The sequence below is a fragment of the Bacillus sp. PK5-006 genome (assembly GCF_054161415.1).
The window spans coordinates 483,112-498,966 of the sequence record NZ_CP096414.1; the positions used below are offsets into that span (position 1 = coordinate 483,112).

At 37.9% G+C, this 15,855-nt stretch carries 11 protein-coding genes; 6 read left to right on the forward strand and 5 right to left on the reverse strand.

The features are described 5' to 3' along the window. Together M1D84_RS02420 and M1D84_RS02425 are read right to left on the reverse strand one after the other, a co-directional pair. The gene (locus tag M1D84_RS02420) at window positions 1-1,191 is read right to left on the reverse strand and encodes a CDP-glycerol glycerophosphotransferase family protein (protein WP_302052041.1); all 1,191 of its coding nucleotides are present in this window, start codon (window positions 1,189-1,191) and stop codon (window positions 1-3) included. Window positions 1,192-1,202: 11 nt separating this feature from the next. Beyond that, complete coding sequence (locus tag M1D84_RS02425) at window positions 1,203-1,973, reverse strand: WecB/TagA/CpsF family glycosyltransferase (RefSeq protein ID WP_024423648.1); 771 nt, start codon at window positions 1,971-1,973, stop codon at window positions 1,203-1,205. Window positions 1,974-2,332: 359 nt separating this feature from the next. On the opposite strand from M1D84_RS02425, the gene tagD reads away from it, so the two are divergent. From tagD to M1D84_RS02440, 3 genes are all read left to right on the forward strand, one after another. After that, the gene (tagD, locus tag M1D84_RS02430) at window positions 2,333-2,722 is read left to right on the forward strand and encodes a glycerol-3-phosphate cytidylyltransferase (protein ID WP_008343212.1); all 390 of its coding nucleotides are present in this window, start codon (window positions 2,333-2,335) and stop codon (window positions 2,720-2,722) included. Between the two features lie 97 nt (window positions 2,723-2,819). Continuing rightward, window positions 2,820-4,286, forward strand: a complete 1,467-nt coding sequence (locus M1D84_RS02435; RefSeq protein WP_024423647.1) for an alpha-glucosyltransferase N-terminal domain-containing protein — start codon at window positions 2,820-2,822, stop codon at window positions 4,284-4,286. 48 nt (window positions 4,287-4,334) lie between these two features. Beyond that, window positions 4,335-6,614, forward strand: a complete 2,280-nt coding sequence (locus tag M1D84_RS02440) for a CDP-glycerol glycerophosphotransferase family protein (protein WP_024423646.1) — start codon at window positions 4,335-4,337, stop codon at window positions 6,612-6,614. 146 nt (window positions 6,615-6,760) lie between these two features. Here M1D84_RS02440 and M1D84_RS02445 read toward each other — a convergent pair whose 3' ends face one another. Continuing rightward, on the reverse strand, window positions 6,761-9,766 hold the full coding sequence (locus M1D84_RS02445) for a CDP-glycerol glycerophosphotransferase family protein (protein WP_458106394.1): 3,006 nt from the start codon (window positions 9,764-9,766) through the stop codon (window positions 6,761-6,763). Between the two features lie 309 nt (window positions 9,767-10,075). Between M1D84_RS02445 and M1D84_RS02450 the strand changes: the two genes are divergently transcribed. Continuing rightward, on the forward strand, window positions 10,076-10,903 hold the full coding sequence (locus M1D84_RS02450) for an ABC transporter permease (RefSeq protein WP_024423644.1): 828 nt from the start codon (window positions 10,076-10,078) through the stop codon (window positions 10,901-10,903). Between the two features lie 19 nt (window positions 10,904-10,922). Then, on the forward strand, window positions 10,923-12,524 hold the full coding sequence (tagH, locus tag M1D84_RS02455; protein ID WP_024423643.1) for a teichoic acids export ABC transporter ATP-binding subunit TagH: 1,602 nt from the start codon (window positions 10,923-10,925) through the stop codon (window positions 12,522-12,524). Window positions 12,525-12,551: 27 nt separating this feature from the next. Here tagH and galU read toward each other — a convergent pair whose 3' ends face one another. Continuing rightward, window positions 12,552-13,433 carry a UTP--glucose-1-phosphate uridylyltransferase GalU gene (gene galU / locus M1D84_RS02460; protein ID WP_008343198.1) on the reverse strand — a complete coding sequence of 294 codons (882 nt, stop codon included), beginning with the start codon at window positions 13,431-13,433 and terminating at the stop codon, window positions 12,552-12,554. A 269-nt stretch (window positions 13,434-13,702) separates the two neighbouring features. Between galU and wecB the strand changes: the two genes are divergently transcribed. Beyond that, the gene (gene wecB / locus M1D84_RS02465; RefSeq protein WP_024423642.1) at window positions 13,703-14,842 is read left to right on the forward strand and encodes a non-hydrolyzing UDP-N-acetylglucosamine 2-epimerase; all 1,140 of its coding nucleotides are present in this window, start codon (window positions 13,703-13,705) and stop codon (window positions 14,840-14,842) included. A 33-nt stretch (window positions 14,843-14,875) separates the two neighbouring features. Here the strand turns inward: wecB and tagU are convergent, their stop codons facing one another. Continuing rightward, a complete protein-coding gene (gene tagU, locus M1D84_RS02470; protein WP_024423641.1) occupies window positions 14,876-15,796 on the reverse strand; it encodes a polyisoprenyl-teichoic acid--peptidoglycan teichoic acid transferase TagU in 921 nt (306 codons plus the stop codon). Window positions 15,797-15,855 lie beyond the last annotated feature (59 nt).

A 15,855-nucleotide genomic window follows, 5' to 3' on the forward strand; every position in this document is an offset into this window, starting at 1 on the left:
CTAATGAGAAGCCGGACGTTTTTTGTGTAGGAGCAGCTGCTGTTCAATAAATGAGAGGAGCTGCTGACTGGATTGTCCCTTTGAATATTGGTTCCATTCCTCAGCAAAGGTTTTGATTCGTTCTTTATTGGTTGATCCGTTTAGGTGTAAAAGCTCCTGCAAGAGCATGTCTTGAGTGACGCAAGCCTTACCAGGAATGATATCTTCATACCGATCGACTAAGCCGCGTTTCTCTCGATAAGTGTCTAAGTCATAAGTGAAGAACAACACAGGCTTTTCGAGCAGTGCATATTCAAACACAATGGACGAATAATCTGTCACCAGGACATCACAAGCACAAAGCAATGGATAGAGCGGCTGATCGGACACATCAAATATCCATTCACCGTCTGTTTCTGCTTTCGCTAAATGTTTGACCGCAGGATGAAGCTTGACGAGCAGAATGTAATCGCCGTTCAGATCAGTTTGCAACTGCTCTTTTGAAAAAGGCAGCACAAGACCGTCCATTGCAAAGTCTCGATAGGTCGGTGTATAAAGCAGGATCTTTTTCCCTTTTGGGATATCATTCAGCTTCAAGGAAGGCTGGTGCTGTTCGTAGTACACATCCGTCAGTGGTACACCAGTTGGTAAAAAGCGTTCATCGTTGACCCCAAACGAGGTCTTGAAAATCTCACGCATGTGATCTGAGCCTGTCACAATGTAATCGAAAGACGCATAAACACGTTTGAAGCGTTCGATGTCACGGGGACTTCGTTCAGAATTTGAAGCATCTTCAAGCCCGAACTTTTTCAAAGCCCCATTGGCATGCCATACTTGAATACAGGTGGTAGAAGGCCGTTTTCTTAGCACACTCGTCATGAGAAAGTAATTATCCGTCAAGACAACCTTGCTTTTAAACATCGTATATATACATTGAATGAGATGGAGAGGATTTTTTTCATGAAAATAGCGAAATGACAGATGAGGCCCGTCCTTTTCTATCGCAGAAGCATGCTTCGTATAGAGGATAGTGAGCTTCATTGTCATGTTCGCCTGTTGTTGATAAGTATGAATGAGAGCAGCCGCATTCTCTTGGAATGAAACAAGCAGCGTCACCTGGTTTTCACGAGGCTTCACGCCGCTCATCAGCCATCCAATGAAAGAAATAAAAGCTGCGTAACATGAAATCATCATTGAGCGTATATTCATCATTTATCAGTCTCTCACAGCTGCTTCGTCTGATCCTTTACCTGCTCAGGATAGTAACGTTTTTTTCCTTTGCTTTCCTTCAATACGGCAAAAGCGTACTTAGGAATATTGAGCATTCGTTTCCATCTCCATGGATTCACAATCAATCTGTACAGCCATTCTGTATTTGTCTTAATCATCCAGCGTGGTGCACGCTTCACCGTTCCGCTAAATACATCAAAGCTTCCGCCTAAACCGATGCAAACAGCCTGCGGGAATAAATGGCGGTATTCGTAAATAAAGTTCTCTTGGTTTGGATAACCTAATGCAACGAACACCATATCAGGTTTCGAGCGCGCGATTTGCTTCGCTACGAAACGTTTATCGGCTTGATAGCCGTCACAGCTTCCTGCGAGGACCACATTTGGATATTCCGTATCAATTCGCTGTTTCACAGCCTCAAGCACTTCTTTTTTGGCACCATATAAAAAGATTCTTTTAGACTGCTTGTTTGCTAGATCAAGCATAGACATGAAGACATCAAAGCCGGCAATTCTAGACTTAAGCGGACTTTGGGTCATGCGGGACATCAATACGACGCCTACGCCATCCGGCAGTACATAATCCGCAGATGAGACGACTTGATGGTACGCATGATCCTTCATGACGGCATAGCCTATCTCTGGATTGACAGTCGCAATCATGGCGCCTCTTCTTTGAGAAATATGATGCTGGTTCATATAGCTGATAAATTCATTTAAGTCGCCGTTTACATAAGAAAGGTTAGAGACCACTTCTGTTTGCATTGTTTAGACCTCCTTTTTAACTTGTTATCTATGAACGTTCATTGTAAATTCATTCTTCGCCTACTCATCATTTTATCACAGATGCTTCATGAAATATTAACAATAACTTTACAAACCTTTAAATTTCATGACATTTTCATCATTTCATCTGGACGATCCTTTGTGAAACATTGATTCTTCGGACTTTTCCTCCTGCGCCCAATAAATTGGAAATAGTTTGTCTTTACATCCGCTTAACGTTTGGTGGGCGCTGTGATATAATGAAGTTCCGAAGAGCGAATCGAATATCACAGAATTACGGATAAATTACTGCACGAATGCAGTCGAATAAGGATTGAAGAAAGGAGTTTATGTTTGCAATGAAGAAAGTTATTACTTACGGTACATTTGATTTATTACACTGGGGGCACATTAAGCTGCTAGAACGTGCAAAGCAGCTCGGAGATTACTTAGTGGTGGCCATCTCTACAGACGAGTTTAATTTACAAAAATCAAAAAAAGCTTATCACAGCTACGAGCATAGAAAGCTGATTCTTGAAACCATTCGTTATGTAGACGAAGTCATTCCAGAAAACAGCTGGGATCAAAAAGTCCGTGACGTGCAAGAGCATGATATCGATGTGTTTGTCATGGGAGATGACTGGGAAGGTAAATTCGATTTCTTAAAAGAACATTGCGAAGTCGTATACTTGAAGAGAACAGAAGGCATCTCGACAACACAAATTAAGGAAGAAATTGCGGGACTTTAATAGATCGAAAAAAAGTACTTCTTATCTTTTGGTGAGAAGTACTTTTTCATGTAAAATACAATGAGCAAGTCATCATTATTTTTAAGGAGAGCTTCCTTTGTTTCAAAATTGGATGAAGAAAAAAGTTGAAGACACATTGGATCAATCTGAACAACATGAAACGATGGCATCAATGGACGTGCCTGATATGGACTATTACTTTATTGTGGGTGATGTGCCAAAACAGGATGAGAGCTTAACGAAGTCTTTAAAGACAAGGATTAAGCCTTTGGCTGATCAACATAAACGTACTGCAATTTTAACTTTAAATTACGATGCAAATGTGAAGGAACGTATTCACAGCTTGGAGGAGACATTTCCTAGCCAAGTGGACATCTTGAATGTATTTGAACACTACATCTTACCGGAAAGCGGAAGTAAAAGACGTTACTCAGAATTTATTGCTGGTGAATCGTCACATCAGATCAATGAAGCTATTTTTCCAGAAGATACGTCCGCGATTCAAGTGACGAGATATGAATTGCCTTCTTCTCCCATTTGTTATATTGATCAATATAATGAAAACCAGCAATTAGTGAAGAGGGAAGAATACAATTGGCAGGGCATTTTGTGCAGAGTACAAAGCTTTGTTCCACATACAGGTGCTCTATACTTAGAGGAATTAATCAATGACGAAGGCAGCATCTATATGGAGATCATTTATCCTGGTGATGCAAAAAAGAATCCAGTTCGGCATATTAATTGGTATAAAAAAACAGGAATTCAAACATTTACAAAGAAGACGGATATTAAACAATTATGGCTATCCAGCATTCAATCACAAAATGACCGTTTGAAACTGATGATCACAGAGGATCGTGATCAGGACCGCCACCTGTTTAAAATCGATCAGCCTGAAACAACCTATTACGCTGCATTTGTGCATCACGCACATTATGAAGAAGACCTGCATCAAGTCAATTCTCAATATGGAGAATTATTTAAACAAATAAGAAAACAGCAAGTGGATGCTGTCTTTTTTGGGGATACTAAACATAAAGAAGATGTCGAAAAACTATTGGGGGAACAAGCCTATTTTTATCTTGTTCCTTCTGACGAAGAGACTGTTTGGAATACGGCGATTCATCATATGCTCGAAAATCGTGAGCATAAAGATGAACTGAGAGGGATCGTTGACAGCATGAAATGGGTCTTGCGTGATCTAAGCTCTGAGCATCATGTTCTTCACCTTCAACTCGAGTTAAAAGGTGAAATGAGTCATGCGGATCATGTGCAAATTGATTTCGCAGGATATGATCGAGTGAATGGAGCTGAAATCATCTCTCAAACAATCGATGAGAACCATCAAGTCAGCTTCCCAATCGGCCATTTTCAAACAAAGAAAAACATTGAAATCAACCAAACGAAATTTGTGGATTTTTACATTCGTTTTAAAACAGAAGAACTTCAAGAGGTTTTGCAGCGTCTAGAAATAGAAGGTGAGCTGCTTACGAATAAACCATCGTCCATCGATGGATGGTCATATCAAACGAAACAAGGCAACTATTCTTGGAAAGTGAAATAGTGATATAACATAACGGTAAGATTTCTGAACAGAGGAGATTAACGATTAATGATTGAAGAGGGAATTCATAAGAAGAGTGTCGTTGAAGGGTTAAAAAATCATCATGAGAAACTAGAAATGCTGATTCGCATCAACGATGACATGCCATTAACAGATAGAGAATTTTATTTGTTTATGAGGGAGAGAGTTTCGAAACAAGAACTTTTCCTTCCGCTTGTTCATCAAGAAGAGAATCTATTCAAATTGGTATTGAATGAAGCATCGCTGCCGCTTGCGTTAGAGCAAGGCCAGACATATAACTTGTATGTCACGGACTATTTGAGCACAAACAAAGAAGAGGATGAGGACGAGCTTGAGGACTCAGCTTATGATTCTGATTCCGAAGAAGAGGAAGAAGAAGTAAAAGAAGCGGATATCAATACAGATATTGAATCTGAAGAGAAAACGTCAAACTATAAACGCCGTTTAAAAATGGAAATAGAAAAGCCTGAGCTGACCTTTTTAGAAAATAAAGACGCCATGCTGTGTATCATTCCATACCGTACAGACAAAGGGAATGCTTCTTTGAAAATCAAGCGTGAGCTAAAGGTTGTGAAATTCAATCATATCGAGCTCAACAAAGGATGTATGTTAGCTTTGTCTGGTTATGCAGGCGTTCTAAGTGCAGAACATCCGTATGAGATCAAAGAAGCAAAGCTTCTATTGAAGAAAAATGGTGAAGAACCAATTGAACATCGCTTTCCGGTTAATATCACCCATATAAAAGACGAAGTGATCGAATACCGTGATGATCAACATGTACCACAGCTTTATCAATTTTTAGCAGAAGTCCCTTTAGAGGAATTGACCTATTCATTAAACAAACGCTTTGTATATCGCTTCTATCTTGAATTTATCTGCGATGTAAACGGAGTAGAGGAAACATTAACAACCACTTCTTTAGTGCTTGGAGACCGCTCGAACAAACTCAAAGGACTTGTTCAAATTCATAAACGAAACGATGTACCGATTCGATATGAAGTGTACCGAAAGAAAAAAAGACAAACGCTTGGCATCCGTATTAATGATTACACAATGAAAACACGTGCCAAGTATTACGTCAAAAGCAAGTGGAAGAAATTCAAAAAGAAGATCAGTAAAATCAAAAAAGTCCGTAACCGTCTTGTGACAAGAACGTTTAAAACGACCTTTAAACTGGCGAGTAAGCTGTCTGTGAAAAAGAAAACGGTTGTTTTTGAAAGTTTTAACGGAAAACAATTCAGTTGTAACCCGCGTGGGATTTATGAGTATATGAAAGAACATCACCCTGAATATACGCTGATCTGGAGCGTTAAAAAGGGTCATGAAGCACCGTTTAAGGAAAAAGGCATCTACTATATCAATCGTCTGTCATTAAAATGGATCTTTGCGATGGCAAGAGCCGAGTATTGGGTCGTAAACAGCCGTTTGCCGCTATGGGTTCCAAAGCCAGATCACACAACATACTTGCAGACTTGGCACGGTACGCCGTTAAAACGGCTGGCAATGGACATGGACGAGGTGCATATGCCTGGAACAAACACGAAGAAATACAAAAAGAATTTCACAAAAGAAGCATCGAATTGGGATTATCTCATTTCTCCAAATGCCTACTCGACTGAAATCTTTACACGTGCGTTCCAATTCCAAAAGACCATGATTGAGTCAGGATATCCGAGAAATGACTTCCTTCACAATCAAAACAATGAAGAAACGATGAGAGCACTGAAACAAAAAATGAACCTGCCGCTCGATAAAAAATTGATCTTATACGCACCGACATGGAGAGACGACCAATTTTATAAAAAAGGGCAGTACAAATTTGATTTAGACCTTGATCTGCATGAACTCAGAGCTGCAATCGGAGATGAATATATCATCATTCTGCGTATGCACTATCTAGTTGCTGAAAACTTTGATTTAGGGCCGTATGAAGGCTTTGCCTATGACTTCTCTCATTACGAAGACATTAGAGACCTTTATATGATTTCAGATCTGCTCATCACAGATTACTCATCGGTGTTCTTTGATTATGCAAACCTCAAACGTCCGATGCTGTTCTATGTGCCAGACATTGAAACATATCGTGACAAGCTCAGAGGCTTCTACTTCGACTTTGAACAAGAAGCACCTGGACCACTTGTGAAAGAGACAGCAAGTGTCATTGACTGGGTGAGAGAAACAGAACAGCCAGACTTTACACTACCAGCTTCATTTGCACCGTTTTATGAGAAATTCTGTTACTTAGAGACTGGAGAATCTTCGAAGCGGGTCGTTGAAGTAGTGTTTGATAAAAAACATAATGCTTAAAATTCTTGCATTATTGTATGAACAAGATTTTGATCAAGAGACAAACACCTTTAAGTTGATTTCACTTAAAGGTGTTTTTTATCTCGATTAGTAAACAAAAAAAGCCAGTCGATTGTCTCGGACTGGCATCTTCAAAAAATAAATATTTAATTAGAAAAGTTTCTTTTGTGTATGTTTCTTTTTAGATGTCTTTTAATTGTCTTAAGAGCTTTGAGCGTTTTTCGAGATTTACTTTTTAACACTTTTACTTTTTTAACACTGATTGTGAAAATATAGTTACGGACTAGTGTTTGAATGGTCGCTATTTTTATATTTTGAAGAGTTTCTTTAGAAACTCTTGTTAAGGAAGCAATGATTGAGAAATCATCATCTTTTAAAGAAGATATTTCATTGAAAATTCTTTCGCAGTTTTTGTTATCAGTATACGTTAGAATTAAATCTCTTCTTTCTTCAACAAATAATTTTTCCCGGAAACCATTATGAATCGTATGAATAATCTCATTAACTAAGCTTGTTTGATCTTCTACAATTTCACCTAGGAAAGTTTCTTCCTTACTTCTTAAAATACCCTTATTGAAAAATTCTTCAAAATCAAAATGATAATATATAACTGGTTTTTTCATAAAACTGACATCAAATGACACACTAGAATAATCGGTAATAAGGAGAGCGGCTCTCATTAATAACTCTTGAACGTTTACTTCACCCAATTCTAAAATAGACACTACATCACTCTTATATTTGTTGAAATAAGAAATATATGGCTGCATTCGATAATGTGGATAAAATAAGAGTTTCACTCTATGTTTTTTTAATTCTTGAAGCAGTTTTTCATCTTTTAGAATCGAAATATACTTCTCGTAATAATCCGATTTTAAGAAAGTTTCTTCTGTATTGAGCCATTCTCTCCATGTTGGCATGATTAAAATCTCTCTATCACCATTATGATCTGTTGTCTTAGAATTAGCTAAATGATCAAATCTTGATAAGCCAGTCACCTTAACCTCTGATTCTTTGTAACCAAAATGATCCATCATCATTTTCCTTTCATAAACCGAGCTGACACAAACTATATGAAAAGGATATTGATAGAAAAATCGATGATATTCGGCTGATTTTCTTCCCATTACACCGTGTTGAAGAAAGATTCTTTTTGCTTTCTTCGTATGTTGATATTGTGGTATTTTAAATGGAAGGAAATATTCTAGATCATGAGAACCGATAAAGTGTGTAGCTTGCAGTGTTTTTTCAATATGTTCAGCTGAGCCAATGATCAGAACGTTTCCAAGATGTTCGATATTTCGAATATCTTTACTTCCTTCTTCGATAGCATAATAAACTTTCTTATCAGGATGCTTTTCTCTGCAATATTTGAAAAAGTGATAACCAGTATCTTGAGCAGTATCTGGTCTTTCTCCTATAATCCAAACTTCTTCTCTGCTTTCACTAATTTGATCCTCTGAAATAGAAGATTTAAAGGGAAGCACTTCTAGTTTCAAATTTCCCTTAGGTGTCGTTGACGAAAAATTAAAAATCTTATTATTATCGTTGCCTTTATATTTGATAATAGAAAGGTACTTGTCTTTCTTATAAGTATATTTAACAAACCCTAGACGTCTATTAAATGAAAATTTTTCTGTATCGAATCTTATAAAGAAATCCCAAACTCCTTTTTCTTCAGGAAGTGTGGATGTATCAAATAACACTTTGAACCCACAGTACGTATAGTCTTTCTTGTCCCGTTTATAATGATAAGCAAAAGTTAAGTCTCTTTTATTTTGTACGGGAATGGTTATTTCTTTTAAAGATGCGCGTTCTTTTAGGACTAATGAACGCTTAACAGAATCTGAATGAGGCATTTCTAAGCCTCTTAAGATAGCAGCGCCTTCAACTTTTAAGTAGTGGCCGCGTATTTTTTTGACTTGATAGAGATTTCTTACGGTTCTAGCTTTCCTAACTGTAAAACTCAAGTTTTGACTTGCAGTTCGGTGTAGTCCTACTTCAAAAGGCACTTTCTCAAATATATTCAGAACGTTATTCTCATCAAAAGTCAAAGGGGTATTTGTGACCTTGGCGAAAATAGTCTTCTCGCTTTTCTTATTTGTTAACAAAAAGAGCCAGTCAGATTGTTTCTGACTTCCTTCTTGTAAGGCTTCGATGATGCGTTTAAAAGGTATCTTTAAAATAAAATCTTCATCATTTATACGTTTAATTCTAGTTAACACAGTACTCTCTGTGTCTTTGTTATTTATCATATGAATTTCAGAAACATGATGATCTATTAATGCTAATTGTTCACTTGCTATAGATATTTTTGCAGTCATCGTTTGATTTTGAATATAGCTCTCTTTAAAAGAAACGAGTAGACTCTCTTGTTTGACATCTAATATCAAGCCACTATTTTTCTTTTTAAATTGACATTGAAAGAGATGATCAGCAGTCTTAAATGAATTTGTAGAAACCAATTTTTTTCTGTCTTTTATAAACGATCCTAGTAACTTACCCTCTACTTCTTCATAAAAATGCATTTGCCAGATACCCTCATATAAATTATGAAGGCCAAGTGAACTTAAATCTGCGTGTGCAGACCAAATTCCATCTTCTGAAATTGAATCAACAGGAAATAATATTTTATCCTTTGAAGGTACTCTATGAAGTGAAATAAAGAATTTCCTTTGATCTAATGGAGCATCAATGTCTAAAATGTTTGAAACACCATTTATTGTGAGAGTATAATTTTCAAGCATGAAATCAATCATATTGGTTTTGTATAAGTTTGTTCTTTTTTTAGCATTTAAAATTTCGAATGTTATTTTTGTTTGTAAGTTTTCATTGCTTGTTCTTTTAATTAATACAGCCAATTCTCTATGCAGAATCTTTCTTTGCCATTTGTGATGAACGGCATATTGCAGCGGAGTGAGTATTCCACCTTGATCTGCTACGAAGATACTGAAAGAAGAACCTTTTAGAGGGAGAATGTCTTTAGCACGTATTTCTGCTACGTAAAAACCATCTTTATTCTGCTGTAGAGGAAAATCAAATGATTGATTATCACGAATGAAATTTATTGTTTTTAGGTCTTTTTTATCATATGAATGTATGAACAAAGATAAGATAGAGTTACTAGTTAAAATACTTTCTAAAGAAACCATAGTCTCTCTCCTTAAAATCTAGTTAATAATCTACTTTTAATTAGTAAAAATAATGCTGAATAACTATAATATGGATATTCAATTAATATGCTCTGATTATATAGTCAAGATAGTTTAACATACATTATTCTGAAATGTAAATATCATCCCAAATTTGCTTATAACCTATGATCAAGCAAATAATTCCTATACTTATGAAGGATAGCATCTTTGTTTTGTCTTTAAAGTGAAAAAATAAACAACATCTGTTACAATTATGAGCGGTGCTTTTAATTTTGGTGCTCAAAACTTTTGTTAAGGAAGATAACAATGAACGCAATGTTGACGATACTAAAGGAGCAAATCAGCTCATTTCCGCTGATTATGCGACTTGCTGTTTATGAAACAAAATCAAAATATCAGATGAATTATTTAGGTGTTTTATGGCAGTTTTTAAATCCATTGATTCAAATGCTGGCTTACTGGTTTGTTTTTGGTATGGGCATTCGCGGAGGACAGCCAATTGTCATTGGCGGTGTGGAGATTCCATTTATCATCTGGATGCTTGCCGGATTAATCCCGTGGTTTTTCATTAGTCCGACCATTCTTGATGGATCAAACAGTGTGTTTAAACGCATTAATATGGTATCGAAGATGAATTTTCCGATTAGTGCGCTGCCGTCTGTGGTGATTATGTCCAACTTGTTCAGCTACTTTGTCATGATGGGTGTCTATCTGATTGTGCTGATTTCCTATGGCATCTATCCTGACGCACATTGGCTGCAATATATATACTATCTTATTTGTATGATCGCGTTTATGTTTTCGTTTAGTTTGTTTAATTCCACGATTAGCGTACTCGTGAGAGACTATCAATTTCTTTTACAATCCGTGACACGATTACTTTTCTTTTTGCTGCCGATTTTTTGGAATATCTCAGAGAAGCTCACTGGAGACAAAGCGTGGATTGGGGACATATTAAAATTGAATCCTCTTTTCTACATTATTGATGGTTTTAGAAATAGTTTGTTAAAGGGAGAATGGTTCTTCCATGATGTCAAATACACACTTTATTTTTGGCTGATCACGCTTCTTCTTTTAACAGTCGGTTCATTGCTTCATATGAAATTTAGGGATAAATTTGTCGATTTTCTTTAAAAAGTAAGGAGATTATACGATGAAACTAAAGGTTTCGTTTCGAAACGTATCCAAGCAATACGTCCTATATAAAAAGCAGTCAGATAAGATTAAAGGGCTGTTTTTTCCTAATAAAAATGAAAAAGGTTTTTTTGCTGTTCGTGATGTGTCCTTTGATGTATATGAAGGCGAGACAATTGGTTTTGTAGGAATTAACGGATCGGGGAAATCGACAATGTCGAACCTTCTAGCGAAAATCATTCCACCGACAAGTGGTGAAATTGATATGGACGGCCAGCCTTCGTTAATTGCCATTGCAGCAGGGCTGAACAACCAGTTAAGCGGAAAAGACAACATTCGTTTAAAGTGCTTAATGATGGGACTAACGAATAAAGAGATAGACGAGCTTTATGAAAAAATCGTAGAGTTTGCGGATATTGGCGACTTTATTGACCAGCCGGTTAAGAGCTATTCAAGTGGAATGAAATCACGTCTTGGCTTTGCCATTTCAGCGCATATCGATCCAGATATCCTGATTATTGATGAAGCACTGTCTGTTGGAGACCAAACCTTCTATCAAAAATGTGTGGACCGCATTACAGAATTCAAGGAACAAGGAAAGACGATCTTTTTTGTCAGTCACTCTATTAGCCAAATCCAAAAAATCTGTGATCGGGTGGCTTGGATGCATTATGGTGAGCTTCGTATGTTTGATGATACGAAAAAGGTCGTGAAGGAATATAAGGAGTTTGTTGAGTGGTTTAACAAGCTTTCCAAGAAAGAAAAACAAAAATACCAAATGGAACATAAAGAAGGTAGAAAAGGCGTACAAAAGACGGAAAAGGTGTCTCGTTATCAAGAGAACGAAAAACGCCGCTCATTGTTCGGACCTGCATTTCAAGTGACAGTTATAGCGGTCTTAACGATATTGCTAGCCTTATCGATGTTTTCAGATCGCCCGCTTCGTACATTGGCGACATTTGGTGCAATCCCATCAGATAAGACAGAAGCGCCTCAGTCGAAAAGCCCGCAGACCAAAGGAGCGCCTGATATGAAAAAGGTGGATCAACAGGCGATTGTCACGGCTGATCCCCTCAAGGTTTACAAAGACCAAGCCATGAAAAAAAAGGCCGATGTCACTTTGACATTTGGACAAGAAGTACAGGCTGTGGCTGAAAATAAACAAACCGTTCAAATTAAAACTGCGTCAGAAACGTATTTTGTTAAACCTGCTGCGCTTCAAAATGCAGAGAATTTAAAGTCATTATCCATTGGACCAGGACAGTTTAATTCCTATGTATCGCCTGCATCGGCAGGTTCGTATGAGTATTTACTTTCTTTCCTTGGAAAAGAAGAATCTGTGCTGAAACAGAGAATGCAAACGCTGAGTTCAGTGAAAAATGATCAAGGAGATACGATTGAGCGATTGACCACAGAGAAAACCGACTATGTCATTCAAAATGGTCAGGCAAACACGATTATGTTTCGCGACATTATGCCAATTTCTCCTTCTACACTTGGGCTGACAGAACAAAATGTCTGGATGAATGAGAAACGAACAAAGTTCGCAGTGAAGGGCGAAAACAACCTGTTTGTCATTGATAATGAACAGCATACACTGACTATTTCAGTCATTAAATAAAAAAGCTGCCGATGATGGCAGCTTTTTTTAATTCACTTCTTCTTTTTCGAGAAGCTGTTTCATAAATGGAATGAGTTTCTTTTTCAATTCTTCATCCTGAAGAGCAAACTCAAGCGTCGTTTCGATGAAGCCTTGCTTCTCGCCGACATCGTATCGTTTCCCTTCGAAATCATAGGCAAATACGCGCTGAATGTCATTCAGCTTTTGAATGGCATCTGTTAGCTGAATTTCTCCGCCTGCACCAATTTCTTGCTGATCGAGGTACATAAAGATCTCTGGCGTGAAAATGTAGCGCCCTAAGATGGCTAGGTTCGATGGTGCTGTTCCTTGCGGCGGCTTTTCAACAAAGTTTTTGACTTGATAGCGGCGTCCTTCTTGTGTAAGAGGGTCGATAATCCCGTAGCGATGCGTATCGCTGTCCGCTACTTGCTGAACCCCGATGACAGATGAAAGGGTTTTTTCGTATTCATCCATCAGCTGGCGAAGCCCAGGCGTTTCGGCTTGAACAATGTCATCACCTAATAAAACAGCAAAAGGCTCATCACCGATAAAGTTGCGTGCGCACCAAACGGCGTGTCCAAGTCCTTTCGGCTCTTTTTGACGTATGTAATGAATGTCAGCAATGTTAGAGGACTTTCTCACTTTTTCTAAAAGCTCGCTCTTTCCCTTTTCCTCAAGATTGCGCTCCAGCTCTGGTGCAAAATCAAAATGATCCTCAATGGCTCTTTTTCCTTTTCCAGTGACGATAATAATGTCTTCGATTCCTGATTCTACAGCTTCTTCAATAATATATTGAATGGTTGGTTTATCAACGATTGGGAGCATTTCTTTAGGCATTGCTTTTGTTGCAGGGAGGAAACGTGTCCCAAGACCTGCAGCTGGTATAATGGCTTTACGTACTTTTTTCAATGAACTTTGCACCTTCCTTACATATAAAAAAAATGATTTGGCTTCATTTTTCATCTTTCATAAAGTGTAACTTACAAATGATAGAAATGACAAATGATTTACGATAAATGCATGATCTGATTCATTATCTATTGTAAAGAGTTTGTGTAAATTTTTATGTTGAAAAGAGTAAAGGAGATGTAAAAATTGAAAATAGAATGATTAGGATTCGTTCCTATTCTTTTGTATAATACACTTATGATAAATGAGAAGGAAAGAGGCATCGACTATTGAAAACATTACATGTAATGACTGTATTCGGGACGAGGCCTGAAGCGATTAAAATGGCACCCCTTGTCCTTGAACTGAAAAAACATCCGCAAATCAAATCCTCAGTCACTGTGACTGCACAGCATCGGCAAATGCTTGATCAAGTGTTGAAAGCCTTTAACATTCGTCCGGATCATGATTTAAATATTATGAAAGAACGCCAGACATTATCCGAAATCACATCAAATGCACTCTTGAAACTAGATCAACTATTCCAAGAGGAAAAACCTGATATTGTCCTTGTTCATGGAGACACCACTACAACCTTTGCAGGAAGCTTGGCCGCATTCTACCACCAAATTTCGGTTGGTCACGTTGAAGCGGGTTTAAGAACACACAATAAATACTCGCCGTTCCCTGAAGAATTGAACCGACAAATGACAGGCACTATTGCTGATATTCATTTTGCTCCTACAAATGAGGCAAAGCAGAATCTTTTAATTGAAAATAAAAAAGAAGAGACGATTTGTGTGACGGGGAATACTGCGATTGATGCGTTGCAAACAACGGTTACAGAGCAGTATCAACACCCTATTTTAGAGAAAATAGGCACAGATAAAATGATCTTGTTAACGGCTCATCGCAGGGAGAATCTCGGCCAGCCGATGAAAAACATGTTTAGAGCGATTAGACGTATTGTAGAAGAGTTTGAAGATGTTCAGGTTGTATATCCTGTACATTTAAACCCTGCTGTTCGTGATGCGGCTCAAACAGAATTCAGTGATCTTGATCGTGTGCACTTAATTGAGCCGCTTGAAGTCGTTGATTTCCATAACTTCGCTGCTGCCTCACACTTTATATTAACGGATTCTGGCGGTGTACAAGAGGAGGCGCCTTCTCTAGGGAAGCCAGTATTAGTGCTGCGAGATACAACGGAACGCCCTGAAGGTGTGAAAGCTGGCACGCTTAAGCTCGCGGGTACAGATGAAGAGACCATTTACAACATGGCAAAACAGCTGTTAGTCGATCAGAAAGAGTACGACAACATGTCGAAGGCGTCTAATCCATATGGTGATGGACAAGCGTCAAAACGAATTGTCGAAGAGCTTCTCCATCGTTTTGGATTAAGTGAAGAAAAACCAGTTCCATTTCAATCATAAAAAAAGAAGACTACATTTCTGTAGTCTTCTTTTTTACTGCTCCAAACTTTCCTTCAATTCCTTCTTCACATTCGCAAGGCTGCTGTCATCAAGCTGGTAGTAATAAATGTTATTGATACGTGTGCCTGATCCTTTCAACTCGTGCTGCTTCACATGCTGTCTTGCATCACGATAATCATTCATCATCGTCCACATATCATCAAATGACATGTTTGTCTTCATATTATTTTCTACGACTTTGAACATATCGCCGAATTTCGTAATAGATGAAATGTTGGCACCTTTTGCAATGATGCCTTCAATGACCTGACGCTGTCTTTGCTGACGTCCGAAGTCACCTTTTGGATCTTGCTTTCTCATTCTCGTATAGGCAAGGGCTTGATCCCCATTCAGGTTAATTTCTCCTGTACCAAATGAATGGCCGTCATAACTAAATGCAAACGTGCTATTTACTGTAATACCGCCAAGTGTATCAACAATATCTTTGAAGCTTTCCATGTTCACTTTGACAAAGTAATCAACAGGTACATCAAGCAGTTCCTCTACAGTATCTGCTGCCATTTGTGTACCGCCGAATGCATAGGAGTGGTTGATTTTATCCATTGTGCCTTTTCCGACAATCTTCGTATACGTATCACGCGGGATGCTCACCATCTCGGTGGTTTTCGTTTTTGGATTTACTGTCATGTATATTAATGTATCTGCACGGCCTCGGTCATTTTTTCGTTCATCGACACCCATGACTAAAATAGAAATCGGGTCTTTCTTACTTAAATCGACATCTTTGTCACGCTTATCTGACTTCTTTAAATTCTCCTGAATGCCTGCGACGGTCGATGCTGCTGTGTTCCAAAGATGATATGCGTATCCGCCAGTTGCTAATACGAATAAGCCAATAATCGATAAAACAATCCAAAGAACCTTTTTCTTCTTTCTTTTTCTTTCAGCTCTCATAATGTCCCTCACCTTTTCTATGATTCTTCCATGATTATAGGTTTACGAATCTTGATAAA